At 28.1% G+C, this 26,827-nt stretch carries 26 protein-coding genes and 1 pseudogene; 20 read left to right on the forward strand and 7 right to left on the reverse strand.

The window, feature by feature from the left end:
- Positions 1–9 precede the first annotated feature (9 nt).
- Positions 10–1,539, reverse strand: coding sequence for an Eco57I restriction-modification methylase domain-containing protein (locus tag JWYL7_RS03075; protein ID WP_072280158.1), 1,530 nt, complete (start codon positions 1,537–1,539; stop codon positions 10–12).
- A gap of 211 nt (positions 1,540–1,750) precedes the next feature.
- Here JWYL7_RS03075 and JWYL7_RS03080 point away from each other — a divergent pair, with 211 nt between their 5' ends.
- Together JWYL7_RS03080 and JWYL7_RS10505 are read left to right on the forward strand one after the other, a co-directional pair.
- Positions 1,751–2,317, forward strand: a complete 567-nt coding sequence (locus JWYL7_RS03080; RefSeq protein ID WP_066068777.1) for a tyrosine-type recombinase/integrase — start codon at positions 1,751–1,753, stop codon at positions 2,315–2,317.
- 43 nt (positions 2,318–2,360) lie between these two features.
- The gene (locus JWYL7_RS10505) at positions 2,361–2,528 is read left to right on the forward strand and encodes a hypothetical protein (RefSeq protein WP_161937476.1); all 168 of its coding nucleotides are present in this window, start codon (positions 2,361–2,363) and stop codon (positions 2,526–2,528) included.
- A gap of 32 nt (positions 2,529–2,560) precedes the next feature.
- On the opposite strand, the gene JWYL7_RS03085 is transcribed toward JWYL7_RS10505, so the two are convergent.
- On the reverse strand, positions 2,561–3,451 hold the full coding sequence (locus tag JWYL7_RS03085; protein ID WP_066068780.1) for a tyrosine-type recombinase/integrase: 891 nt from the start codon (positions 3,449–3,451) through the stop codon (positions 2,561–2,563).
- 438 nt (positions 3,452–3,889) lie between these two features.
- Here JWYL7_RS03085 and JWYL7_RS03090 point away from each other — a divergent pair, with 438 nt between their 5' ends.
- From JWYL7_RS03090 to JWYL7_RS03115, 6 genes are all read left to right on the forward strand, one after another.
- Positions 3,890–5,626 carry a methyl-accepting chemotaxis protein gene (locus tag JWYL7_RS03090; RefSeq protein ID WP_066068784.1) on the forward strand — a complete coding sequence of 579 codons (1,737 nt, stop codon included), beginning with the start codon at positions 3,890–3,892 and terminating at the stop codon, positions 5,624–5,626.
- 186 nt (positions 5,627–5,812) lie between these two features.
- Positions 5,813–8,263, forward strand: coding sequence for a DsrE/DsrF/DrsH-like family protein (locus tag JWYL7_RS03095; protein ID WP_066068787.1), 2,451 nt, complete (start codon positions 5,813–5,815; stop codon positions 8,261–8,263).
- Positions 8,264–8,691: 428 nt separating this feature from the next.
- Positions 8,692–8,964 (forward strand): hypothetical protein, encoded by a 273-nt coding sequence (locus tag JWYL7_RS03100; protein WP_066068791.1) that lies wholly within the window; start codon positions 8,692–8,694, stop codon positions 8,962–8,964.
- Between the two features lie 93 nt (positions 8,965–9,057).
- Entirely contained in the window at positions 9,058–11,118 is a 2,061-nt protein-coding gene (locus JWYL7_RS03105) for a UvrD-helicase domain-containing protein (protein WP_066068793.1), read from the forward strand.
- Positions 11,108–13,279 (forward strand): ATP-dependent helicase, encoded by a 2,172-nt coding sequence (locus JWYL7_RS03110; protein ID WP_066068796.1) that lies wholly within the window; start codon positions 11,108–11,110, stop codon positions 13,277–13,279. Before JWYL7_RS03105 ends, JWYL7_RS03110 begins: the two co-directional genes overlap by 11 nt.
- Complete coding sequence (locus JWYL7_RS03115; protein WP_066068798.1) at positions 13,266–13,991, forward strand: PD-(D/E)XK nuclease family protein; 726 nt, start codon at positions 13,266–13,268, stop codon at positions 13,989–13,991. The genes JWYL7_RS03110 and JWYL7_RS03115 overlap by 14 nt, the downstream gene beginning before the upstream one ends.
- 12 nt (positions 13,992–14,003) lie before the next feature.
- Here JWYL7_RS03115 and JWYL7_RS03120 read toward each other — a convergent pair whose 3' ends face one another.
- On the reverse strand, positions 14,004–14,675 hold the full coding sequence (locus JWYL7_RS03120) for a Crp/Fnr family transcriptional regulator (RefSeq protein ID WP_066068801.1): 672 nt from the start codon (positions 14,673–14,675) through the stop codon (positions 14,004–14,006).
- 104 nt (positions 14,676–14,779) lie between these two features.
- On the opposite strand from JWYL7_RS03120, the gene JWYL7_RS03125 reads away from it, so the two are divergent.
- The 4 genes from JWYL7_RS03125 to JWYL7_RS03140 all read left to right on the forward strand — a co-directional run bounded on the left by JWYL7_RS03125 (position 14,780) and on the right by JWYL7_RS03140 (position 16,748).
- A complete protein-coding gene (locus tag JWYL7_RS03125) occupies positions 14,780–15,106 on the forward strand; it encodes a cupin domain-containing protein (RefSeq protein ID WP_066068806.1) in 327 nt (108 codons plus the stop codon).
- Between the two features lies 1 nt (position 15,107).
- The gene (locus JWYL7_RS03130; RefSeq protein ID WP_066068810.1) at positions 15,108–15,590 is read left to right on the forward strand and encodes a permease; all 483 of its coding nucleotides are present in this window, start codon (positions 15,108–15,110) and stop codon (positions 15,588–15,590) included.
- On the forward strand, positions 15,587–16,285 hold the full coding sequence (locus JWYL7_RS03135; protein WP_066068812.1) for a permease: 699 nt from the start codon (positions 15,587–15,589) through the stop codon (positions 16,283–16,285). Before JWYL7_RS03130 ends, JWYL7_RS03135 begins: the two co-directional genes overlap by 4 nt.
- Before the next feature lie 97 nt (positions 16,286–16,382).
- The gene (locus tag JWYL7_RS03140; protein WP_066068814.1) at positions 16,383–16,748 is read left to right on the forward strand and encodes a hypothetical protein; all 366 of its coding nucleotides are present in this window, start codon (positions 16,383–16,385) and stop codon (positions 16,746–16,748) included.
- Between the two features lie 12 nt (positions 16,749–16,760).
- Here JWYL7_RS03140 and JWYL7_RS03145 read toward each other — a convergent pair whose 3' ends face one another.
- Positions 16,761–17,693 (reverse strand): DUF362 domain-containing protein, encoded by a 933-nt coding sequence (locus JWYL7_RS03145; RefSeq protein WP_066068818.1) that lies wholly within the window; start codon positions 17,691–17,693, stop codon positions 16,761–16,763.
- Positions 17,694–17,807: 114 nt separating this feature from the next.
- Between JWYL7_RS03145 and JWYL7_RS03150 the strand changes: the two are divergent.
- The 3 genes and pseudogenes from JWYL7_RS03150 to pfkB form a co-directional block, all read left to right on the forward strand.
- A pseudogene (locus tag JWYL7_RS03150) lies at positions 17,808–18,303 on the forward strand (IS607 family transposase); the annotation flags it as partial.
- Positions 18,296–19,216 (forward strand): RNA-guided endonuclease InsQ/TnpB family protein, encoded by a 921-nt coding sequence (locus JWYL7_RS03155; protein WP_066068825.1) that lies wholly within the window; start codon positions 18,296–18,298, stop codon positions 19,214–19,216. The pseudogene JWYL7_RS03150 and the gene JWYL7_RS03155, both read left to right, overlap by 8 nt.
- Positions 19,217–19,399: 183 nt before the next feature.
- Positions 19,400–20,326 (forward strand): 1-phosphofructokinase, encoded by a 927-nt coding sequence (gene pfkB / locus JWYL7_RS03160; protein WP_066068828.1) that lies wholly within the window; start codon positions 19,400–19,402, stop codon positions 20,324–20,326.
- Positions 20,327–20,364: 38 nt separating this feature from the next.
- Here the strand turns inward: pfkB and JWYL7_RS03165 are convergent, their stop codons facing one another.
- Complete coding sequence (locus JWYL7_RS03165; RefSeq protein ID WP_489752594.1) at positions 20,365–20,943, reverse strand: peroxiredoxin; 579 nt, start codon at positions 20,941–20,943, stop codon at positions 20,365–20,367.
- A gap of 97 nt (positions 20,944–21,040) precedes the next feature.
- Between JWYL7_RS03165 and JWYL7_RS03170 the strand changes: the two genes are divergently transcribed.
- Complete coding sequence (locus tag JWYL7_RS03170) at positions 21,041–22,018, forward strand: YeiH family protein (protein WP_066068835.1); 978 nt, start codon at positions 21,041–21,043, stop codon at positions 22,016–22,018.
- A gap of 76 nt (positions 22,019–22,094) precedes the next feature.
- On the opposite strand, the gene JWYL7_RS03175 is transcribed toward JWYL7_RS03170, so the two are convergent.
- Complete coding sequence (locus JWYL7_RS03175) at positions 22,095–23,030, reverse strand: DMT family transporter (protein ID WP_066068838.1); 936 nt, start codon at positions 23,028–23,030, stop codon at positions 22,095–22,097.
- A gap of 167 nt (positions 23,031–23,197) precedes the next feature.
- On the opposite strand from JWYL7_RS03175, the gene JWYL7_RS10760 reads away from it, so the two are divergent.
- From JWYL7_RS10760 to ptsP, 4 genes are all read left to right on the forward strand, one after another.
- Entirely contained in the window at positions 23,198–23,476 is a 279-nt protein-coding gene (locus JWYL7_RS10760; RefSeq protein WP_066068840.1) for a CAT RNA binding domain-containing protein, read from the forward strand.
- On the forward strand, positions 23,461–24,030 hold the full coding sequence (locus tag JWYL7_RS03185; RefSeq protein WP_066068843.1) for a BglG family transcription antiterminator: 570 nt from the start codon (positions 23,461–23,463) through the stop codon (positions 24,028–24,030). The genes JWYL7_RS10760 and JWYL7_RS03185 overlap by 16 nt, the downstream gene beginning before the upstream one ends.
- A gap of 180 nt (positions 24,031–24,210) precedes the next feature.
- Positions 24,211–24,471, forward strand: coding sequence for an HPr family phosphocarrier protein (locus tag JWYL7_RS03190; protein WP_066068846.1), 261 nt, complete (start codon positions 24,211–24,213; stop codon positions 24,469–24,471).
- A 13-nt stretch (positions 24,472–24,484) separates the two neighbouring features.
- Entirely contained in the window at positions 24,485–26,191 is a 1,707-nt protein-coding gene (gene ptsP, locus JWYL7_RS03195) for a phosphoenolpyruvate--protein phosphotransferase (RefSeq protein ID WP_066068849.1), read from the forward strand.
- A 10-nt stretch (positions 26,192–26,201) separates the two neighbouring features.
- On the opposite strand, the gene JWYL7_RS03200 is transcribed toward ptsP, so the two are convergent.
- A complete protein-coding gene (locus JWYL7_RS03200; RefSeq protein ID WP_066068851.1) occupies positions 26,202–26,822 on the reverse strand; it encodes an NUDIX hydrolase in 621 nt (206 codons plus the stop codon).
- Positions 26,823–26,827: the final 5 nt, after the last annotated feature.

Here is a 26,827-nt window from a genome sequence, read left to right on the forward strand (position 1 = left end):
TTATCCCCCCTATATTACGCTTTTAAAATACTTATTCTGATTTATAAAAAAATCTTCTATAATTTTATCGCAAAATTCCACAGTAATATTGCTCTGATTTAGTGCAATTTGACCAATATTTATTATTTTTTCTAATGATGGAAGAGGAACAGCATTCATTTCTCCTGCATTTACTTGTGTAGAACCATTAAGGATTCTATAATACTTATCTACAAAAGAACTGTTTAAAACAGTAAATAGTCCATACAATTCCTCTTTACTAAAATCTCCATTTACTTTATAGATATAGTTTAAATGATTTTCCACTCCTATATAATTGTAATTAAATTGCTTTGTAAAATATAAAGCACATTGAACTCTTTTAGCTTCTTCCTTAGAAGTAAATCTCTTAATTAAGATATAATCCTTATTTTCAATTAATAAGCTCTTACTTTTTTCATTTAGTAGTATATACTGAGGAGTTTTTTCTCTTTTAATAGGATGTATTATTCTATTATTGTTAAAATTAGAAGCCCATAATAATGGAACTGTATATTCGTTTTTTTTCTCTGTTAAAAATTCTGTAGCCCTAAAATCTACAACTTTACCCGTAGAAATTTTAAAGCCTAAGCTCTCCAAATTGTTGTTCCAGCTATTAAATAAATTTAAAACTTCCAATTCTTCTTGATTGGTTGGTATTAAAATATATTTATCATCTGTAGTTTTATCAATTAGTATATTTTTGCATACAGTTAACTTGGTAATATTATTAAAACTATCATCAGGACTTGTTGTTATATTTATTGTTTTAATTTCCTTATCAGTCTTTTTAGCTTTTAAAATTAAAGTCTCTTGTAATATTTTATCAGATTTAAATACATTTCCTCTATTATTAAAAAGATGAATATCAGTAATTTTAACATTATCCAAAAACCATTTCCTGAACTCCTTAAAATAAGCTCCAGATGTAAAACTCCTTGGGTTAATAAAAATCATTTCGCCATTTGCTTTTAATAACTTTGCAGACATAGCCATAAATAAGAAATAAATATTTGGTTGACCATGTACTATATCTTTCATGACAATAGCTTCATTATCATTTTTTCTTATCTTCTTATATGGAGGGTTTGATATAACTATATCAAATAATTCTTCCTCTTCTTTTTCCTTTATTCCTTTCCAGAAACTTTCATTATCGAGGATAAAATTTTTGCTAACAATTTGATATCTAAAGTTTTTATTATCCTCTTCCATTATAGTAGATATAAGTTCCATACTTTCCCGTAGTAGAGGGAGAACAGTCTCATTATTTTCGTATAAGATAACTTCTATATTTTCAATGTTGTTATTTTTTAAACACTTTTGACATAGAGCAGAAGTTAAAATGCCACTACCAGCTCCAGCATCTAATATTCTTATACTGTTTTTATTTATAGTCATTAAACTTGCCATATAAATAGCTATGGATGGCTGGGTAAAGAATTGTCCTATTTCTTTTCTTTCTTCCTTACTTATATTGTCCAAATAATTTAATGTTCTATTATAAATTTCGTTTATCATCTTCTAAAACCCCTTTTTCATTCTTAGTATTAATTGTATCATATTGTTCTATAAAATAAAGACATATAAGTAATCTGACACAATAAATATTAAGTAAGATAAAGAATGGCTTAAAATAAAGCTTTGCTATAAAACATAAAAAAGCTTGAGTTTTAATCTGACATAATGTATTATATAAGTATATTAAGTAAGATAAGAGAGAGGGATATAAATGAGAACAGTAAGCCCTATAAAAGATTTAAAACATATAGAAATACTGAAGCTTTACTTTAAGAATAAAAATTTAAGGGATTATTTATTATTTATTTTTGGTATTAATACAAATCTAAGAATCGGAGATTTACTAAATTTGAAGTTAGAGGATGTTTATAATGGGAAAAAGATTCGAGAATACATAGAACTAAAGGAGCAAAAAACTAATAAATTAAGAAAAATTCCAATAAATGAAAATATGAGGAAAGCACTTAAGGAATACATGAAGGAAGAAAAATTAAGAATGGAAGATTATTTATTTAGGAGTAAAAAAGGGAAAAACAAACCAATAACACGCCAACAAGCTCATTACATACTCAGCAAAGGAGGGGAATGGTGTGGAATAGAAGAGCCTATTAGTCCTCACAGTTTACGAAAAACTTGGGGTTACTGGGCTTGGAAAACGGGAACTAATCCAATGCTTATAATGGAAGGATTAAATCACTCATCATTAACAATTACAAAGCGATACATTGGGGTTATGCAAGAAGAGTTAAATAAAGTATTTATTAATTTAAATCTATAAAATTATAAAACTAACATTATAAAAGTAAAGGAGTAATAAATTAATGAACATAACAGTATTAAAAGAAAAAATAAAAAACAAAATAAAAGAAAAAATAAGCAACAAAGAATATGTGCAAGATATTTTAGTAGAAATTTTTGGAGATATTTTTATGATTGCATTTGGTATTCCATTGTTCTGGTTTTTTAGAGAATTTATTTTGTTACGATAAAAATTAAAAAGCCCCTTAAGGGGCTATATATACTATTTAAAGGGTAGTTTTTCTACTTGCTCTTTTAAAAAGTTAGTATTTATATGGGTGTAAATTTTGGTAGAATTTAAATCCGAGTGTCCAAGTAATTTTTGAACACTTAGCAAATCCACATTGTTTTGAATTAGTAAACTGGCGTAACTGTGTCTAAGCTTGTGGATTGTGTACCCCCTATCTCCCAACCCAGCTTTCTTTACATATTTTTTAAAAATATGCTGAGCTGATGTTGGGGATAGTCTATTCCCTGTAGCAGAAATGAAGACAGCCTGATTACTTAAGGGTAGCCTTGTTTGTAGATACGCCCATAAATCTGTTATTAAACTATCGGGGGCAGGAACTAATCTTTCTTTTTTACCCTTCCCGAATTTAATTTTAATAATATTTTGGCTAAAATCCACATCTTCCCAATTTAATTTTATAGCTTCTTGTCGTCTCATCCCTGTATAAGCTAAAGTTTTTATAAAGCATTTGTCCCTTAATGCGTTCTCTTCTCCGAATTTCATCGTAGCTTTTATTATCTCTTCTATTTCTTTATCTCCTAAATAAATCGGAAGTTTTTCCTCTCGTTTTGGAGCTTTTATGGGTCCCATTGGGTTTTTGTCTACATATTCATGTTCAAATACGAATTTAAAAAAACTACTTAAACTATTGATTTTTCTTCTAATTGTTTCATTTTCGTATTGTTTTTCGGTTTTTAGATGCACAAGATATTTTCTTATATCCTTCGTTTTAATGGTCTCTAACTCGGGTTTTATTCCGTTAGTAACCAAAAAATTAATAAAAATCTTAAAATCGCTAAAATAATTCGCTTTTGTGTGGTTAGAAATGTTTTTTTCTACTGCCAAAAAATCAATAAATTCTTCAAAGATTTCCCAAATTTCCATGCTCTTTTTCCTCCTTTTTGTGGTACAGAACACTTATTAGTTTACTTTTTGCAAAAGTGTGTTATTTACTAAACTTAATAAAGTTCTGAAAGTGTTCAAAATACCATCTTTTGCAGGACAAAAAGCTTAAAGCGTTGTAGTTAGACTATATCTCGGCTTATAGGCTTACTCAATATTTATTTGTAAATTAAACCGTCTAACAATTTGTTAGGCGGTTTTGTGTATTTTTGTCAATGGTTAAGGTAGGACTTTCATCGAGCCTGCTTTGTTGTTATATTTAATCTTATTTTAATATTTACTTAAAATGACAATAAATGATATAATAAGAACAAAGTTTTCGTTTGAAAATTTAAAAAATACGTTTTTGAAGCACATTACAACTTTTCTAAAATCTATAATTTTTTATGAGTTTCAAAAAGTCATCAGGGGGGCTGAAAAATGAGGACAAAAAACATCAAAAAGAATAAAAATTTATTTAAAAGAGTCAAAGTCAAAACAATTTTATTAACTTTAGTAACAATTTCGTTGTTATTTATAACTACAGTTGGTATTTTGGGATATTATGGTACAAATAAAGGTGATCAATTGATTAAAGATATGTATAACAATAGATTAATTCCAAGCCAGAAAGCAGCCCAAATAAATGCAAACTTTTTATATATGAGAATAAATGCTAATAGAGCGTTTAGACTGAATGCTTTAAGAGAATATGACTCTCATTTAGATAGTAATATCAAAAATTTATATGCTGATATTCAAAATATAATAAAAGAATATGAAGAAATTGAAATGACAGATGAAGAAAAGAGATTGATACATAATTTAAAATCAAGTTTAATAGATTACATGGTTGTTTGGGAAAAAGCAAATTCCGTAATGTCAAAGAAGGAATTTTTAGAGCGTTTAACAGAGTTTGATAATGTAGGAAGTTTAGTTCAAAGAAATATAGATAACTTAATAGAATTAAACAGACTAGAAGCAGAAAAGTTAAACCAGCAAGCAGAGGAAACTAATAATACTGTAGCAAAACTAAATATTCTAATAATAATCATATCTTTAGTTTTCGTGTTAACTATTTCTATATTTGTGATTAAATTGATAGATTCAAGTGTAAAAGAAATGAGACATATATTAGAAAAAGTAGCAGAAGGAGACTTTACAACAAAGCTAACTATTGAAGGCAATAATGAATTTGATGAAATGAAAAAATCCCTTACTATAACTTTAGAAAGCCTAAAAAATGCTTTATCACAAGTAATGGTAAATACACAAAACTTAAGTGCAAGTTCACAGCAGCTTTCGGCTACATCAGACGAGATGGCATCATCATCACAAGACCTTGCTAAAACAATGGAGCAAGTGGCACAAGGTGCTACATCACAGGCGAGCGACCTACAAGCTATTGTAGATCTAGTTCACAATCTTGCAACTAATATCGAAAATGTTTATACGGAACTTAAAAAAGTAAAAGATGAAACTGAAAATACAACAGACAAAGCAAACTTAGGAAACAAAGAAATGGACAAACTTGTAAAGTCTATTAATGAAATAAAAAAAGCTTTTGATACTGTTATAAATAAAGTACAAACTCTTACAACATCAGTAAAAGAAATAAACAATATAACAAATGTTATAAATGCAATATCAGAACAAACTAACCTGCTTGCTTTAAATGCAGCTATTGAGGCAGCAAGAGCTGGAGAAGCTGGTCGAGGTTTTGCAGTAGTTGCAGAGGAAGTTAGAAAGCTTGCACAGCAGTCAAAAAAATCTACAACAGAAATAGTTGATTTTGTAAGTTTAATTCAAAATGATACTGAAGAAGTTATAAATACTTCAAACAAAGTAAAAGATTTTATAGATTCTCAAAATAGTATAGTTGATAATACAGTAATATCTTTTATAGATATATTAAATTCAATTGAAAAAGTAGGTCCTTTAATGGATAACACTTATCAAAGAATGGGTGAAATGACAAAAGTTAAAGATGAAGTATTAGATAAAGTTGAAAGTATAAGTGCTATCGTTGAAGAAAATACAGCATCTTCTGAAGAAGCAGCAGCATCATCAGAAGAACTTACTGCATCCAGTCAAGAAGTTGCATCAACAGCGCAAACACTAAGTGAAATGGCATTTGATCTAAAAAATATAGTAAACAAATTTAAAGTTGAATTATAAAGCAGATAATAATATACAACAAGACAACTTGCTATGTATTGGCAAGTTGTTTTTTTTGCCGAAATTTATTTTGTCTTGATATATTTTGTTGACAACCAACTAGAGGATGATATATTATAATATTACAATATATAGATTTAAAAATAAACTCGTAAGAATTTAGAATAGATCTAAGGAGATGATAATATGAAAAAGAAAGTTTTAATAATAGGAGGGGTCGCAGGGGGTGCAAGTGCAGCAGCTAGACTTAGAAGGCTTGACGAAGATATAGAAATAATAATGTTTGAAAGAGGAGGATATATTTCATTTGCTAACTGTGGTCTGCCATATTATATAGGTGGAACTATAAATGAAAGGCAAAAACTTCTTGTTCAAACAGAAGAAGGAATGGAAAAAAGATTTAATATAGATGTAAGAACGCACAGTGAAGTTACAAACATTTTTACAGATACAAAGGAAGTAGAAGTTGTGTCAAATGGCAAGACTTACAAAGAAAAATATGATTATTTAATTCTTTCACCAGGTGCAGCTCCTTTTGTACCATCAATTGAAGGGGTAAGTTTAGATCAAATCTATACTCTAAGAAATATGGAGGATGTAGATAGAATAAAAGAACATGTTACAAAGAACAAGATAAATAAGGCAGTAGTAATTGGTGGTGGATATGTAGGTATAGAAATGGCAGAAAACCTAAAACATATCGGCATTGATACTACTTTAGTTGAAGCAGCTGAACAAGTTATGGGACCACTTGATTTTGAGATGGCAAAGATGATAGAAAAGCATATGATAGATAACGGTATAAAATTAATAGTTGGAGATGCTGTTGAAAAGTTTGAAAAGGGCAATACCTTAGAACTTACTTTAAAAAGCGGTAAGAAATTAAATACTGACATAGTTATAATGGCAATAGGGGTAAGACCTGAGATTAACCTTGCAAAGAAAGCAGGTCTTGAGATTGGTGAGCGTGGTGGAATTAAAGTTGATTCCAATATGAAAACTTCAGATCCATATATATATGCCGTTGGAGATGCAATAGAAGTTGAAGATTTTATAAATGGAGTGAATACACTAATTCCACTTGCAGGGCCAGCTAACAAGCAAGGAAGAATAGCAGCAGATAATATTTGTGGTAGAGAAAGTGTATATAAGGGTACCCAAGGAACTTCAATCATAAAAGTATTTGATTTGACAGCAGCATCAACGGGGAATAACGAAAAAACATTAAAAACACAAGGTATTCCTTATGTTAAATCATATACTCAATCAGGTTCGCATGCTGGATATTATCCAGGAGCATTCCAAATGACAATAAAACTGCTTTTCTCACCTGAAGATGGTAAAATACTTGGAGCACAAATTGTGGGTAGAGATGGTGTTGATAAGAGAATAGATGTTATTGCAACTGCAATAAGGGCTGGAATGACAGTTTATGATTTAGAAGAACTTGAACTTGCCTATGCACCTCCATATTCATCAGCGAAGGATCCTGTGAATATAGCTGGTTTCACAGCAGCAAACATATTAAAAGGAGATATGAAGATTATACACGTTGATGAACTAAAAGGTATAAATAAAGATGAATACTTTATAATTGATGTTAGAACAGATGTTGAATTTGAAGCTGGACACTTAGAAGGTGCAGTAAATATTCCAGTTGATGAATTAAGAAAGAGCATAAATAAAATACCAAAGGATAAAAAGATAATTGTTTATTGCAAAGTTGGTTTAAGAGGATATATTGCATACAGAATATTAACTCAAAAGACTTATGATGTATACAATTTAAGTGGTGGATATGATTTAGTTCTTGCCTATAATATGAAATACGGTGAAGGATTAAAATTAAATGATGAAATGACAAAACTTGAATCAATAGAAGAGAAAAAAGAAGTAACTTTAAGTAAAAAAACAATAAAAGTTGATGCCTGTGGGCTTCAGTGCCCAGGTCCAATAATGAGGGTAAAGAATGAAATAGAAAAGGTGAATGAAGGTGATGTTCTAGAAATACATGTAACGGACTCGGGATTTGCAACAGATATAAAGGCTTGGTGTGAAAGAACAGGAAATACTCTAATTGGAACTGAAAAGACTTGTTGTGATTATATTGCTTATGTTATGAAGGGTAAAAAAGAAAAAGATAATACACAGGTAAATGTCGAGTTACCACAAGGAAAAACAATGGTTGTGTTTAGTGGAGACTTAGATAAGGCTATTGCATCATTCATAATAGCAAATGGTGCAGCTGCGATGGGAAGGCCTGTTACTATGTTCTTTACATTTTGGGGACTAAATGTTTTAAGAAAAGATACATCAGCTAAAGTTAGCAAGACATTCATTGAAAAGATGTTTGCAAAGATGATGCCAAGAGGAAGTAAAAAGTTAGCATTATCTAAGTTGAACATGGGAGGAATTGGTCCAAAGATGATTCGTGGAATAATGAAAAAGAAGAATATAGCTTCTCTTGAAGAATTAATAGAACAAGCAAAAGTAAATGGTGTAAAGATTGTTGCTTGTTCAATGTCAATGGATGTTATGGGCATAAAAAAAGAAGAATTAATAGAGGGTGTTGAAATTGGTGGAGTTGCAGCATATCTTGGAGAAGCAGAAAAATCAAATGTAAATCTGTTTATATAGATTATCTGTTTATAATTAAAGTGGGATTTATTTAAATCCCACTTTTTATTTATAACACATAGGAAATTATGTACTTTAATGAATTAAAAGTAAATAACAATTCTGATTGACAAAAAAATATCCATATTTAGATTTATAATTATACTAATACAAAAAACGATTTCCTAAAAGATAGAAAAATATGTTAAATATAAAACAAAGTGAACACTGTATACCTTAACCAGAATACAATATTCTAGCAAGAAAGATGGCGAAAAAACAGAAAATACAAAAATAATATTGCAAAAAACTTAGTATCATGATAGAATTAAAATAAAATGATTAACAATTAACAAACAAGATATAACCTAAAACAAGAAATTTACATATAGTATTATTAGATAAAAAATTAACTAGCAAACCGAAAATGTGGATGGGGGTTGCAAAGCATGAGTATATTAAAGTTTGTGTTTAGAAAAAAAAGAGAAAAAAATAGTTTACAAAGTACAAAACTATATATTGTTGTAGAGGATAAAATAACTAAAGAAATAAGAGTAGAAGAAAGAGATCTAGCTTATGTTGCTCATAGAAATAATATTGGTGGTTGGACTTATGAAGAAATATTAAAAGATGGATATATAATATTTGAAACTTTATCTAAAGAAGAATTAAAAAATAAATTGATAGGTTTAAGTAGAAAATCTTTACGTGTATCAGCTTAGAAAGTGCCTTTATGGCGCTTTTTTTCTTTTTAAAATAAACGTAAAAAGTTTATAATTATAGTATTAGTTTATTTAACTAGGTGGTGAAAAAACATGAACGATACACAAAAAAGGATAGTAAATTATGAATTTGATACTAACTGTATAGTTGTTAATGGATCTAGTGCAACTGGTAAAACAACTATTGCTATTGAAAGATATAGACACATGATAGAAAATGAAAATATAAAAAGTGAACAAATATTAGTTTTAGTTTTAAATAGAATACAATCGTTAATTTATAGATCAAATTTAGACATTAAAGGATGTGGAGAAATAAAAATAACATCTTATTTTGGGTTTATACAAAAGGAGCTTATAAGGTTTTGGCCATTAGTTGTTCAAAAGTGTGATCTTATAGGTAAAGATTCTATAAAGCCAGTTTTTCATACATTCGAAACATCTCAATGTCTTATGAATAGGCTTGTTGAATTTAAAAGGAATAAGGAAGGATTGCTTTTGGGATTAAATTCACCCTCAGATAGAATAGCAATATCAGTTATATCTAATCTCACTAAGGCATCTCTTCCGAGTATATCGATAGAAGAAATAGGAACTAGACTTTATAATTCATTAGAAAATAAAGATCTTATAAAACAAAATATTTTTAAAGATATGGATAATATTATAGATTATTATATAAAAAGGTGTTTAGAAAAGGGTATTATAGATTATGGGATAAGTGTATTTTTATACAATAAATATCTTCTGAATGATCCTTTATATAAAGAGTATCTGGTGAGAAATATAAAACATTTGATAGTGGATAATCTAGAAGAATGTACCCCTTCCCAAATAGATTTTATAAAACAGTTAATACCTTATACAAAAACTAGTCTTCTTTTATACAATCCTGACGGTGGATTTGGAATAAGACATGGAGCAGATCCTTTGTATACTAAAATGAATATAGTAAATAAATATAAGAATGTAAGTTTAGATTATAGTTATAGTAAAAACAAATTTTATGATTTTCAAATGTGTGTTTCGAATAATATAGTTAACTCTACGACAAGAAAAATAGAAAAATATGAAGATATATATATATCTAGGTCAGAGTTTAGAAGTGATATGATAGAAAGTCTAACTAAACAAGTTGTAACTTTATTAAAGCAGGGGATAAAACCGAAAGATATAGCTGTAATATCTCCAGTAAATGATATAGTTTTTGAATATGTATTATCCAATAATATAAAACAGCTTGGCTATGAAGTATTAAATATAAGTAGAAAAAGCTCAATAGTTGATAATCCATATTCATATGCTCTTGTTATTTTAGCGTGTCTTTGTTATGAGTTTGAAAAAGTTAATGTGAATGAAGATGATGTGAAAAATTTACTTCTTCTTTTGATGAACATAGATCCTATAAGAGTATCTATTTTGATAAAACATATTTATGAAAATAAAGATAATATTATTTTATTAAAAGAAATTAAGGACGAAAAGATTAAAGATAGAGTTGGAGATAGATATATAGAAAAATATGAATTTATAAGAAAATGGATTGAAAATTATAAACAAGGTGAACGATTGAATATAGATGAATTCTTTAGAAAAGTATATCTTGAAATTTTAATAACTTTACCAGCGGGAAAAGAGAATATAAACGCATGTAGAGAAATAGTAGATTCTGCTACTAATTTTATAAATATAATATCTAAATTTGAATCGATAAAAGATCCTAATCTAGAATTTATAAAGTTTATAAAAAGTGGAGCTAAATCAAATGAATCTATTTATACGTTGGAAGAAAGGCTTTCAAGCAGTTTTGTAACATTAGCTACCCCGTCTACATATTTAGCTTCAGGAAGTTATAACAAGATACATATATGGGCAGATTTAGGAAACGATATGTGGTCTCCAAGAAATGTAACAGAACTTGAAAATCCTTATGTTTTAACTAAAACGTGGAATATAAATGATATTTATACTGAAGATATAGAAGAAAAAAATAGAAAAAGATATCTAAATATAATATTTAAGAGTTTAATTGGTAGGTGTAAGGATAAATTATACTTATTTGATAGCATATATTCAGCTAGTGGGTATGAGCAAAGCGGCATATTATTAGATGCCATAATAAATGCATTTGGCGGTGATATCATTGAAGTATAGATCTGATCAAATAAATATAATAAGCTATACAAATGGAACTATGGCAATTCCAGCTGTTCCTGGAGCAGGAAAAACATTTGTTTTAACCCATCTTGTTGGCAAGTTAATATTAGAAGGAAAACATAAACCGGGTAAAATACTAATCTTATCATATATGACTAGTTCATGTAGTAATATAAAATCTAGAATATTAGATTTTTTAGAAGATAAAGGAATAAATTCTTGTAAAGACTTTGAAGTTATGACTATTCACTCTTTGGCTATGAAGATAATAAAGGAAAAGCCAGATTTTTTAAATTTGTCAGATGAATTTAAGATTATAGATTCTGTAACTCAAGTTTCATTGATAACACATGCAGTTAAAAGGTTCAAGGACTTAAAGAGAAATGAATTTGATAATTTTATAAATATAAACAAAGATACAGATTTAAGAAAAGTTTATAACAGTGTAGAGGAAAGTTTTGTTAGAGCTATGAATTCTTTTATAGGAGAGCTAAAATCTATAGGAATATCAGCTGAAAAACTAAATGATATAACAAAAGATTTAGACAAAACAAATATTTTAAGGCTTGCAAGTTATGTATATCAAGAATATGATATATATCTAAAAAAGAATGGTCTTTTGGATTATGATGATTTATTATATTTTGCATATAAACTACTTAAGGAAGATGAATACATAAAAAATAAATTTCAGAGTAGATACAAGTATATATTTGAAGATGAATGTCAAGATAGCAATAAAATACAAGGAAAAATACTTGAAATATTATCACAAAAATACGGAAATTTAGTCAGAGTTGGAGATTTAAATCAAAGTATTACAGGCACTTTTACATCCTCTAGTCCAGAGTTGTTTAGTAATTTTTGTAAAACAGCTAACAAGTTAGAAAAGATGTTTACAGCGGGTAGGAGTAGTAAGCAAATAATAGATTTAGCTAATTATCTAGTAAACTGGGTAAGAAAAGAGCATCCTGTAAAGCAATGCACAAATGCACTGGAAAATCAAATGTTAAATATTGTACCTGAAGGTGAAAAACCTGAAAATCCAAAACCTTCAAATTATGGAATAAGAGTGTATATAGAAAACTCGTGGGAAGATGAGATAGAAAGATTTATAAATTTATATAAAAAATATGTACAAAAGTATCCGGATAAAACTATAGCTGCGTTAATTCCTACTGGAAATATGATAATGAATGTTTCGGATAAATTACGAAAAAACAATATAGACTATGATGAGTTATCAGATATATCTAGTGAAAAATTAGAAACTGCTACAATATTGTCTAAAATACTAAAATATATACATATGCCATATGACAATGAAATGTTTGAGGATATATTTAAAAATATTTTTATAAAAAATGAAACAACAGAAGATATTATACTTTATGAGTATATAAGAAAATGTAATTTAGAGGATATCATTTATCCAAGTTCGCAGATATCATTTCCTGATGATATAAAAAATCTATCTATATATGAACAGTTTATAGAATATTTAGATTTAATTAGAAATTTTCTTAATTTCCCTCAAATATCAGTAGATAAGCTTATTTTATACATAGGAGAAAAACTAAATTTTGATAGAGAGCAAAGAGCGATAGTTCAGAATATAGCATATGATCTAAAGATATTATTAAAAAGTAATCCAAAGTGGACAATTAAAGATATAGCAGATGAGCTAGGTAAAAGCAAAAACAATAGGTTCAATTATTTTGCTAAATTTGTTTATGATATGAAGGGGTATACTCCAACTAAAGGTAAGGTAACTTTATCTACACTACATAAAGCTAAGGGGCTTGAGTGGGATTGTGTATTTATATTAGGTATTACAAGTAGTAACTTTCCTGTAAAATTAACAGATAGATTTTTAGGTGAAAATAGATATCTAAAGAAAGAATATGCAAATCCTTTAGCTTCTTTAAAGGACTCTTTAAAAAAAGCTTTAAATGAAAAAACCTATGAAGATCCATTAATAAAGTCAAGACAAGAAGTTATAGCTGAAAAAGCGAGACTTTTATATGTTGGAATAACTAGAGCTAAAGAAACTTTGATACTTATGTCTCACAAAACAAATAAAGAAGTTCCTTCTTTATATATAAATCATTTAAAAAATTTTATTGAAAGTGAGAAGATAAAGTATGATAGACATTAGAAATTCTAATAACTTTTATTACAGCCAAGCTTCATTAAGTACGTTTCTAAAATGTCCACTAAAATTTAAGATAAAGTATATAGATAAAATACACTGGAGGGATGATAAATTAGATGATATATCTGAAAGTGTTGAGATAGGTAAAGATTTTCATCTGATTTGCGAAAGGTATTTCAAAAAAATACCTCTTGGAATACAAAAAGGTAGTATTTTTGATTTATGGATAAGTAACATTCAAAGGTTTATTAAAGTAAATGATAAAGATACTTATCTTCCTGAATACGAAATAAGAATTAATAACGAAGGAATAAGGTTATTAGCAAAGTATGATTTAATAGTTATAAGAGAAGATGGAAAAATAGAAATATATGACTGGAAGACTCAAAAAAAGAAACTAGAAAAATTTGAACTAGAAAACAGCATACAAACAGTAGTTTATATGTATTTGCTAAAAAAAATGTCAAAGAAAGTTTTAGGACAAGATATTAGCGAAAAAGATATAACAATGATATATTGGCAACCTACACATACAGAAGTTATAAAAATAGACTATTCAGAGGAAAAATATAAAGCTCATGAAAAATATATAGAAAATATTATAAAGACAATACAAAATTATGATTTTGAAACAGAACTTAGTATAAAAGACAATTCAAATGAATGTAGATATTGTGAATTTAAATGCTTTTGTGAAAATTCCCAGGAAATCTAAGTCTCCTGGGAGTTAATATTTTATTATTGATTTATTTGTTATAGTAATACTGTTTTTATCGTAGTCAATAAGTTTTTCATTTTTCATTCTAATTAGTTCTCTAGAAAGGGAAGGTCTTTGAACTCCTAATCTTTCAGCCCATTCTTTTTTAGTCATATAAAGTTTAATTTTATATGTACCTTGTTTTTTATATTCGCAATTTAAAAATTCTAGTATATGTTGTCTGATAGTTTTTAATGTTATAGAATTTAGTTTTGTTCCTATGGCTACTGTTATATCTGAGATTAACTTTATATACTCAAGCAAGAAAGACTTATTGGTTTGACATAGATTTAGAATTATATCTTTTTGTATACTTAGTATTGTACAGTCAGTTTTAGATAAAATAGTCATAGGATATTTGTTAGATTGAGCAAAAATTAGGTTGCTACCTAAAATATCTCCACCTCTAAATTCATATATTACTAAAACATTCCCATTTTCATCTATTTTTTCTATTGACACTATTCCCTCAATTATAATATCTAAAGTATTGCATTTATCGCCTTGTTCATAAATTATAGAATTTTTCTTATATTTTTTTATATTATTAGAACCTTGAATTAACCTTTCTAAATACTCCTTAGAAAAATCACCAAACAAGGGAATATTTTTAAGTGTATTTATATATTGTTTTGTAGTCATGAAAATTTCTCCTTCAAATTTCAAATGGTAACATTAGTTACCGAATTGTATTTATACACAAGAGTATAATATAAAAAAAGATATCTATAAAGGAGGAAGTAAAAATGATAGAAAAAATTTATAATTTTTCAGATGCAAGTGAAAAGCTCATTGAGAAAATTATCGATGATGAAAATGTTGTTCTAAACCATATGATATTAACTAAGGGAACAGCATTACCTGAGCATTATTCTAACTCTAATGTTTATATGATAATAGTAAGAGGGACTATGACTATACAATTAGATGATGAAACACCTAACACTCATAAGGCTGGAAGCATATTAAATATACCATTTAACACCAAAATGAATGTTAGTAACTCTCATGATGAAATATTAGAGTTCTTTGTTGTTAAAGCTCCAAATCCTAAAGATATGCCGAAGGTGTAACATGGATATATTTACTATTTCGTTATGGATCATAACCATTATATTCTTAATTTTATCGCTACTTAAAGATAAAGAAAGAACCTTAAACTCTATGAAAATGGGAAGAAATATGATGAAGAATATGGTAGGAGAAATATTTGCTGTACTTTTTATTATAGGATTGATGCTGACATTTATTCCACCTGAAAGTATAAATACCTTTATGGGTGATTCAAATGTGGTACTATCCACTATAGGATCAGCTTTCATTGGAAGTGTTACGCTTATACCAGCTTTTGTAGCGTTTCCTCTAGTGGGATCACTTTTAAATAATGGAGCAAATATAGTTCCTTTAGTAGCTTTTTTAACAACACTAACAATGGTAGGAGTTGTAACTTTCCCTCTAGAAAAAAGAGAATTTGGACTAAAATTTGCCATAATTAGAAATATATTGAGCTTTGGCTTTGCAGTGGTTATTGCTCTATTTATGGGGGGAGTTATATGAATATAATAAAAAAAAATAAGTTATTATTTATAGTAACTTTAGTTTATGTAGTATTGTTCATTACAAATACTGATAAAGCTATAGAATCTACACAAAATAGCATGTATTATGTACTTGAAATGCTTCAGATAATGCCTGTTATATTTATATTAACCTCACTAATAGAAGCGTGGATTCCTAGAGAAGTTATAATGAACAGCTTTGGTGAAAAATCAGGAATAAAAGGAAATATGCTCTCATTTATACTGGGGAGTTTTTCTGCAGGGCCTATATATGCTGCCTTTCCAGTTTGCAAAACTCTTATAAAAAAAGGTGCAAGTATTTCAAATATTGTTATAATACTTAGTACTTGGGCTGTTGTTAAAGTTCCGATGTTAGCTAATGAGGCTAAATTTCTAGGAACTAAATTTATGATGATTAGGTGGATATTGACTACTATATCAATATTTGTTATGGCATATATTGTTTCTATATTTGTTAAAAAGGACAGTATACCTAATATTAAAGATAGTATAATTAAAAATAAAGTAGTAATAAAAGAAGAGTATTGTATTGGATGCAGAATATGCGAGAGAGTATCCCCATCAAAGTTTAAAGTATCTAGTGGGAAGGCAAAAATATTAAATGATATTATAGATGAGAGTACAGATGAAGCGATTGATAAATGTCCTGTTAAGGCAATAGATTATATATAAGCGTTCTTTTTAAAAAGAGCGCTTTTATTTTTGTAATAAATATCATATATAAGTAATAGGCTTTTAGTATAAAAACTATAAATTTGTGGAGGTTATTATGTATAAAATAGAGATTGATAATGATGTAAAGGTAGTTTTAATAACTGTAGGGGGATACTTTAATGAAGAACAAGGAAAAGAACTTATAAATGAATATAAAAAAGTAGTAAAGGAGATAAAACCTAAACAGTACAGTTTAATTCTAGATCCAAGTTCATTAAAAAGTTCATATAGTGATATAGAATCTACAATACGAAATGCTTTTAAACTATTTATAAAAGCTGGATTTAAAGAGATAATAATTATAGAAAAAGAATCTTTCTTAGATGAAATGAATCTTGGAAAAATAGAGAAGAAAATATTTTTAAGTGTAATAAAAATTATACCATCTTTAGAGGAGGCTCTAAAACAAATAAGCGGATAGTGTTATCCGCTTTTATTTATTTCCGTGAATATCTTTAATTTTATCTTTATCTAGTGCTATTTCGAAGTTGAATGCACTTTTACTAAAAATTAATTCAGCTTCTTTAAGTGGTATACCTTTTAATTTCATATTCTCAGGTTTTGCCTCTCCTATATTTTGATTATAGAGAGAGTATAGATACTGAACTGCTTGAGGTAAAAATCCTAAAAGTCTTGCACCTATAGTATCAACAGCAACAGGATCTGTTCCAGCTATTATAAGACCATTAGTATCAACTGGTTTTCCGTCACTAGGACCTGTTCCAACCATTGCTTTATCTGTACTTACTATAGTTAAATCTATAGGTATCTTTTTAGCCATCGCTACAATAAATCCATGTAAATCATCGTGTATTCCTAGATTTTTTTTAGGAAAGCCGTGAATTTCAGCAGGAGGCCATCCGAGGGCTATATTTTTTATACCTGCACTCATTGTAGCTTCTTCGTGTTGTTTAAGTTGTGTAAATGATATTAAAACATCTAATTCAGTTAATATTTTATTTATTTTTGTATTTGTAATAATGTGGTGATCAAGATCTAAAGTTACATAAGGGCCGTAATTTAAATCTACAAATTCTACATTTTCATCATTAATAACTTTATCGTATCCAACATCTTTCATAACTTTTGGCGTTGGATCTCCTCCTGAACCTGTTGCTATGTATATTTTTGAAGGATTAAAGTTTTTTATGTATTTTATTAAAGACCTTAAAGTACTAGGCCCAACAACAGTACCTGTAGACGGCATATTTGACTTTACCCAGTTGGGAGTTATTACTACAGTGTCGTTAGGTTTTATAATTTCAGTCATTGGTAATAAATCTAAAGCTTCTTTTAGCGAATCTGACTCATTGTGAGCCTTTGTAATCGAAACTATAGGCTCAACTATTCTTCTTTTATTTCTCATAATACTTCCCTCCATTTCCAATTATAGTATTGTTTAATATTGACAAAACTATACTTCATATCAAATCTATAAAAACTTATTAACAATGTTTTCGTGATAATTTATAATAAAATTAGATATTATTCACAGGAGCAACTTAATCATTTTTTAGGAATTAAGGGCATTGAAACTAAAAATAAAAAAGTAATTAGGATATTGTAGAGTTAGTTCTAATAAACAAAAAGATGACCTTGAAAGACAAATAGAAAATGTTAAAACATATATGATTGCTAAAGGTTATCAATTTAAAATTATTTCAGATATAGGAAGTGGAATTAACTACAATAAAAAAGGATTAAATCAATTAATTGACATGATAACTAATAGAGAAGTTGATAAAATAGTCATTTTATATAAAGATAGACTTATTAGATTTGGTTTTGAAATTATTGAAAATTTATGTAAAAAATATGGAACTACAATAGAAATAATAGATAACACAGAAAAAACTGAAGAACAAGAACTTGTAGAAGATTTAATACAAATAATAACAGTTTTTAGTTGCAAACTACAAGGTAAAAGAGCAAATAAAGCTAAGAAAATGATTAAGGAGCTATTAGAAGATGATTAAAACTTACAAAGTTAAGCTTTTACCTAATAATAAACAAAGAACAAAATTATTTGAATGTGCTTCAGTTGCAAGATGGGCATATAATTTTGCGTTAGCAACACAGCAAGAAAATTATAAAAATGGTGGTAAGTTTTTAGGTGATTGTGAACTTAGAAAAAGATTAACAGAGTTAAAAAAACAAAAAGAATATGCTTGGCTTAACAATTACTCAAATAATATAACAAAACAAGCTATAAAAGATGCCTGTATTGCATATAAAAACTTCTTTGAAGGTAGAGCAAACTTTCCTAAGTTTAAGTCAAAAAAGAAAAGTAAACCAAGTTTTTATTTAGCTACAATAAGTACAGGGCAAAAGTACAAAAACATAAATAAAACAAGTAAAGTTAAAAAACTTGAGAAAAGACAAAAAAGATTACAAAAAAAGCTATCTAAAAAATATGAATTAAACAAAATTCAAATGAACGGAGGTGAATACCGTTACAGAAAAACTAACAATATAAAAAAGTTAGAATTCCTTGTTTTAAAAATGAGAAGAAGGCTTAAAAACATAAGGCATAATTATATTCATCAGATAACTACATCTTTGGTGAAAGCCAAGCCAGAGTATGTATTTATGGAAAACTTAAATACTTGTGGGATGCTGAAAAATAAAAGATTATCAAAATCAATACAAGAGCAGCTATTTTACGAATTTAAAAGACAAATGGAATATAAATGTGCCTTAAATGATATTAAATTTATACTTGCAGATACATTCTATCCTTCATCTAAAACTTGTAGCAGATGTGGTGCTTTAAAAAACAAACTTTCTTTATCAGAAAGAACATTTATATGCGATGAATGTGGCTATGAAATAGATAGAGATTTAAATGCAAGTATAAACCTAAAAAATTATGGCAGATCAATAGCATAGCATCTAAAGCTATTATTGATATGTACCGATTCGTTAGTCGGGAATTTAAGCCTTCGGAGTGTTAAATAAACAGGAGTAGATTTTTCGAAACTGGACACGATGAACAAGGAAGGAAACGTAAACTTTTGTAAGGTTTGATAAAAACCTTATAGAGTTTTATAAGCTTTCTGTAACGGTGATAGTTTGATATATACAATAACTTTGAATCCAGCAATAGATAAGACCATATTCCTAGATAGTCTAAAAAAAGGGGAAGTAAACAGAATAAAAAAATCTATCAAAGACGTTGGTGGTAAAGGAATAAATGTATCTAAAGTATTAAAAGTTCTCGGGAAAGAAAGTATAGTATTAGGGTTTTTAGGTAGAGATAATAAAAAGTGTTTCATAGACTTTTTAGAAGATGTAAAAATAGAGCATGATTTTATAATTGTAGATGGAGAGAGTAGAACAAACTTAAAAATCATTGAATTAGACTGTGATATTCATACTGATATAAACGATATAGGTTTTTCGGTTGGTGAGGAAAGCGTTAATCTACTCCTAAATAGAATATCTTCTTTAAATGAAGATGACGTAGTAGTGCTTTCTGGAAGTATCCCATCAGGAGTAAGTAATGATATTTATAAGAATATTATAGAGATTTTAAATAATAAGAATGTTAAAGTAATACTAGATGCAGATGGTAAAGCTTTAATAGAGGGCATAAAGGCTAAGCCGTATATGATAAAACCTAATATATATGAGCTTAAAAATATCATAAATTTCGATGAAAATAATATGGATTCCATAATAGAGGTAGGCAAAAAACTTGTTAATCAAGGTATAGAAAAGGTATTGGTGTCTATGGGAGAGAAAGGTTCTTTATATATCACAAAAAATGATGTTTTTTATTCTAATCCTTTGAAACTAGAAGTTAAAAGTACAGTTGGAGCAGGAGATGCTATGGTAGCAGCACTTGCGTATGGAATAAAAGAGAAACTACTAGATCAAGAAATATTAAGACTAGCTTCAGCTTGTGCATTTTGTGCAGTTATCACAGAAGGAAGTAAAATGCTAAACAAAACCACAATAGAAACTATTAAACAGCAGATTACTATAAATAGGAGGTAAAGTAAGAAATCTCAGCTTAAAAGCTGAGATTTCTACTTTTATAAAAGTTCATCTCCTGGATTCCAATCAGCAGGGCAAAGGCCTCCAGCTTGTAGAGCTTGAAGAACTCTTAAAGTTTCGTCAGCGCTTCTACCAACATTCAGGTCATGTACAACAGAATATCTTAATATACCTTGAGGATCAATAATAAATAAGCCTCTAAGAGCTATACCTTCTTCTTCAATGTACACACCATAATCCTTAGATACTTTGTGAGTATTATCTGATGCAATTTGGAATTTAAGTTTTCCAAGACCACCTTTGTCTTTATCTGTATTTATCCAAGCTTTATGAGAATATACACTATCTGTACTAACAGCTAAAACTTCTGCATTAAATTTTTTGAACATTTCATATTTAGCGTCCATAGATGTAATTTCTGTCGGGCAAACAAATGTAAAGTCAAGTGGATAAAAAAACATAACTAACCACTTTCCTTTAAAACTATCTAAAGATACTTCTCCGAAAGTTTGTCCATCTCCTAAAACTGTTTTCATTGTAAAATCAGGAGCTTTAACTCCTACCATTCTCTCAGCCATAACACTAAATCCTCCTTCAAGAACATAATTTTGTAACAACTACATTTACTATATTCCCCTTTAGACTTAAAATTAAACAAAAAATTTTTCTCTTATGATAATATATAAGTATATAATTTTTCGAAGGAGTGATATAATGACGAAGATAAAAAATATATTTCCAGGAATTTTATTTGTTTACTTGATTTCTATAATATCTAATATCATAAATGATTATCTAAAATTTGTTATTAATCTAGAAGCGATAACTATTGGAATAGTATTAGCAATCATATATAGCAATGCTTTAAAAATTAATAAAATCTTCAAGGATGGAATAATATTTGTAAATAAACATCTATTAGAATTAGGGATAATTTTACTAGGATTTAGATTAAATTTTAAATCACTCATAGATCTTGGTCCTACAATATTGATGCTTGTTGTTGGATTTGTTATTTTTGTATTTGTTGTTTCAAATTTATTTTCAAAGCTATTACGAATCAATGAGAAATTAGCAACCTTAATAGGGGTTGGAAGTAGTATATGTGGGGCGTCGGCAGTTGCTACATTAGCTCCTTGTATAAATGCTGATGAAGATGATCTAGTAGTAGCAATATCTATAGTTAATTTCTTAGGTGCTATAGGAGTTTTGATATACTCAAGTGTGGCTGTAAGTTTAAACTTAAGTCAGACTCATTATGGAATATGGGCAGGATTATCTCTTCATGGAGTTGCCCATGCAATAGCAGCAGCTTTTGCTATGGGAGAAATATCAGGAGAAATAGGAACAGTTGTAAAAATGGCAAGAGTTGTAATGATGATTCCTGTGGCTATTATTCTTAGCTATTTATATAGTAAAGAAACAAAAAAAACAAAAACAAGGTTTCCTGTGTATGTTATTTACTTTGTAATAGCTGGAGTTTTAAACTCTCTTGATGTAATCCCTGAAAATTTGACAAATATATTTTCTAAGATTAGTTCAACATTTATATTAATGGCCATGATAGCTATGGGCCTCAGTGTAAATCTTAAAAGTATAAAAAATAAAGGACTTAAATCATTATTTTTTGCAAGTATGGTCTTTTTAGTTACAGCTGTATCTAGCTATTTTATGATAAAAGTATTAATATAATAAAGTCTTAATTTAAAAATTTTTAGGTGGACTTATTTTACACATATGGCTTATTCAAAAAAATCCATAGGATACCCTATGGATTTTCTGCAAGTTTTAAAGCATTTTCAGATTTTTTATCAAAGTAATTAGTTCCCCAAACACCAATTAATATCATTGCTGATCCTATAAAATTATAGTAGTAAAATTTTTCTTTCAAGATTAATACCCCAGCAATTATAGAAACAACAGTAGATAAATTAGCAAATACAGCTGACTTAGAAGCTTCAAGTTTAGATAATGTAAAATTTACAAGGAAAAATGCTATAATAGAAGATAATATACCTAGATATAATATAGATATAACAAAGTTTGTACTTTTTATAGGATCAAAATAATTATTTAGAGTGTTGTTTTTTATATGAATTAATAAATTTATAAAATTAAAGAAAAAGGCGCCTGATGCCATCATAGAGTAAGTAAGCTCCATAGGAGTAAACTCTGAAGATAGCTTTCTAGATATAATATTAAATGCCGATGCAGCAAGAATAGCTCCAAATAAGAAAAAAGTTCCTATAAAGCTAGAATATCTAGAGCTAGATCCTTGCATAATTATCATATATACAACGCCAGTAACTGAAAGAAGGATAAATAATAACTGTATATTGCAAGGACGTTCTTTCAAAAATATAAATGCCATTAAAGTAACAAAAATAGGTATTAAGGCTAGCATTATACCTGCTTCAGATGATGAAGAATATTTTATTCCATATGTTTCAAATATAAAATATATTATAGGTTGCATAAGGCTTAATAGGAATAAGTTTTTTATATTTTTATGTTTATAGTTTATTTTTATAACATTGAATTTTATTAAAAGAGACATTACAACAAAAGCTGTCAAAAATCTAAAAGAAAGTAAAGAAATAGGATCTGTAACATTTAAAGCTTGTTTTGAAAACAAAAAACTCATACCAAATATAATAGAAGTACTGCATCCAGCTAAAAATGGAAGAATATTTTTTGTCTTCATTTTTACACCTCCTTAACAGAAAAAATATGACAATTTATTATAACATTTTATAAATATATAGGTAAACATTTATAGTCGAAAAAACAATGAAGAAAAAGGTCGCATATTGACAAAGTGTGTAATATTTAATAAAATATGATTATGATAACAATTTCCTGGAGGATCTCATGAGGGAAAAGTATATTATTAAAAAAGTTTTAAGTAACAATGTTATATTAGTTACTCATAAAGACAAGGAATATATTCTTGTTGGAAAAGGTGTAGGATTTGGAAAAAAGAAAGACTCTGTTTTAGAAGATGTTGAAAATGTAGAAAATACATTCATATCTTTAGAGGGTTTAGATAAGTATGAATACGAGCAACTATTATCTAAAGTAGATAAGAAGATAGCGGCGGCTACAGAAGAAATAATAGCTATGATATCTAAAAAATGGGGGAAGAATTAAATCCAAATATTCATATAGGGCTTATAGATCATATAAACTTTGCCATAAAAAGACTTCAAGAAAATATAGATATAATAAATCCATTTCTTACTGAAACAAAAATAATGTATCCAAAGGAGTATGAACTAGCTCAAGAAGCTGTAGAAATATTAAAGGAAAAATTGAATATACAAATCCCAGATGCAGAAATAGGATTTATTGCTTTCCATATACATGGAGCGTTAAAGAGTAAGGATAAGGCAGTTGCTCTTAAAATAACTAAATTAGTTAATAATTTAATCAAGACAGTAGAAGATGAACTACATATAGCTATAAAAAGAGATAGTTTTGATTATGTTAGATTTGTTATACACATTAGAGGGATAATAAGTAGACTAGAAAATGATAAAGTATTTGAAAACCCTCTATTAGATAAAATAAAAGAACAATTCGAGTTTGAATTTGGTTTAGCGCTTAAATTAGGTAAAATAATCGAAAATGAATTAAAAATAAAAGTTCCAGAAGATGAATTAGCATATATGGCTATGCATATTCACAAATTAAAAGAAATATAATATAATAAAACCGGGTTAGCGTGTTACTGTACGGCAGGCATGAGCTAAAGGTTTTGTATACTACTGTATATATACCTTTTAGCTCATGTTTTTGTTTGCTTATAAAATAAAAACTTTAAGTTTAATTTTAAAGTTTTATAAAATAATAAATATAAATAACTATAAAGGGAGGAAATTAAAATGGAAAGAAAAGTAACTATAGTAAATGCAAGTGGATTACATGCAAGACCAGCGGGAATGTTTGTTAAGAAAGCTTCAGAATTCAAGTCTAGTGTAGAGATAGAATTCAATGGAAAGAAAATAAATGCAAAATCTATAATGGGTGTTATGAGCTTAGGACTTGCAAAAGGTAATGAAATAAAAATAATAGCTAATGGAGAAGATGCACAAAGCGCATTAGATGCATTAGTAGCTCTAGTTGAAAGTGGCTTTGGTGAATAGTAGGAGGGATATTATGATAAAAGGAAATGGAGCTTCTCCTGGTATAGGTATAGGAAAAGTTCTCCTTATAGAGCATACTCAAATCAATGTAGAAAAAAACATAGTTCAAGATACAGCACACGAAGAAACTAAGTTTTTAGCTGCTGTAGAAAAAGCCAAAGAACAATTAACAGAAATTAAAGAAAAGGCATTAAGAGAGCTTGGAGAAGATAAAGCTGAAATATTTAATGCACATATTATGGTTTTAGAAGACCCTGAATTTATAGATTCAACAATAAATAAAATAAAAGATGAAAAAGTAAATTCAGAGTATGCATTTAAACAAATAGCTGATATGTTTATCTCTATGTTTGAAAGCATGGATAATGAATATATGAAAGAAAGAGCTGCAGATATAAAAGATGTATCAGATAGAGTTTTGAGAAATCTTTTAGGTATTGACATTGTAGATCTTTCTAACTTAAAAGAAGAAGTTATATTAGTAACACAAGACCTTACTCCATCAGATACAGCTACAATGGACAAAAATAAGGTTTTAGGTTTTTTAACTAATATAGGTGGAAAAACATCTCATACGGCTATAATGGCAAGAACTTTAGAAATTCCAGCTGTTGTTGGATTAAAAGATATAACTGATAAGGTTAAAACAGGAGATTTTATAGTGTTTAATGGAGAAACAGGAGATGTTGTTTTAAATCCAGATGAAAACACTATAAATGAATACAAAAAGTTAAAAGAAGAATTCGATAAAACTAGAAAAGAACTAGAAAGCTATAAAGGTAAAGAAAGTAAAACTATAGATGGAAGACAAGTTGAACTTGCAGGAAATATAGGCACACCGAATGATATAGAAGGACTTATTAAAAATGATGCAGAAGGTGTAGGTCTATATAGAACTGAGTTTTTATATATGGATAGAGATGATTTTCCAAGTGAAGATGAGCAATTTGAAGCTTACAAAGCAGTGCTTGAAGCTATGAATCCAAAACCTATAGTTATTAGAACTTTAGATATAGGTGGAGATAAAGAACTTTCGTACATGAAAATGGATAAAGAAATGAATCCATTCTTAGGATATAGAGCTATAAGACTTTGTCTTGATAGAAAAGACATATTTAAAACTCAACTTAGAGCACTTTTAAGAGCTAGTGTATACGGAAATTTAAAAATAATGTTTCCTATGATATCTTGTTTAGAAGAATTATTAGAAGCTAAAAGTGTTTTAGAGGAAGTAAAAAAAGATTTAGACAAAGAAAATATATCTTATTCTAAAGATGTACAAGTTGGAATGATGATAGAAGTTCCATCAGCTGCTATAATAAGTGATATATTAGCTAAGCATGTTGATTTCTTTAGTATAGGAACTAATGATTTGATACAGTACACTTGTGCAGTTGATAGAATGAATGAAAAAATCCACAATTTATACAATCCATTTAATCCTGCTGTATTAAGACTTATAAAATTAGTTATAGATAATGGTCATAAAGAAGGTATATGGGTTGGTATGTGTGGAGAAGTAGCAGGAGATAAAAGACTTATTCCAATACTTATAGGTATGGGCTTAGATGAGTTTAGTATGAGTCCTATTTCTATACTTCCTGCTAGAAAACTTATTAATTCGCTAAGTTATGAAGAAATGAAAAAAATATCTGATGAAGTTTTAAAATTAACTACAGCAGATGAAATACAGGAGTATATACAAAAAGTCTTTGCTTAGACAAAGACTTTTATTTTCTTTTTTTATAACTATCTATAAAGTCTTTAAGTATTTTAGCTGTAATTCCCCATATGACATAATCTTTATATTCATAGAATAAAACATCGTAAGTGCCAGTTTTAAATTTATAATTTTGGCCATAAGAAATTAAGTGATAAGGGAAATTTTTATGTGGAATTATATGTACATCTGTTTTGTAAATTGATGGCTCATTATCTATAAAAAAGTTTAATGGAGCTAAAAAGATATGATCTACCTCATCTTTATTTATATTTATACAGTCAAAGTTTTTTATCTCTCCTAAAAAAGGATATATAACCATATTAAATGGAGCTACAAAAGTGTTTAATGGACAAATAATATCTATATTTTTTTCATCTATTCCTAACTCTTCGCACGTTTCCCTTATAGCAGTTTTTTCAAATAAAACATCATGTTTTTCAAATTTTCCCCCTGGAAAAGATATTTCTCCTGGTTGAGATTTTAAAGAATTAGACCTAACTTGAAATAATATATTTATAGAATTATTTATTTGCAAAAGTGGAATCAAAACAGAATAAAAAGATGGACTGTCACATTTGTTTATGCTAGGTTTAAAAGTAGAAAAAGATTTTTTTATATTGTCTATCATAATGA

This window comes from Alkalithermobacter thermoalcaliphilus JW-YL-7 = DSM 7308 (assembly GCA_001584565.1).
Lineage (GTDB): Bacteria > Bacillota > Clostridia > Peptostreptococcales > Peptostreptococcaceae > Alkalithermobacter > Alkalithermobacter thermoalcaliphilus.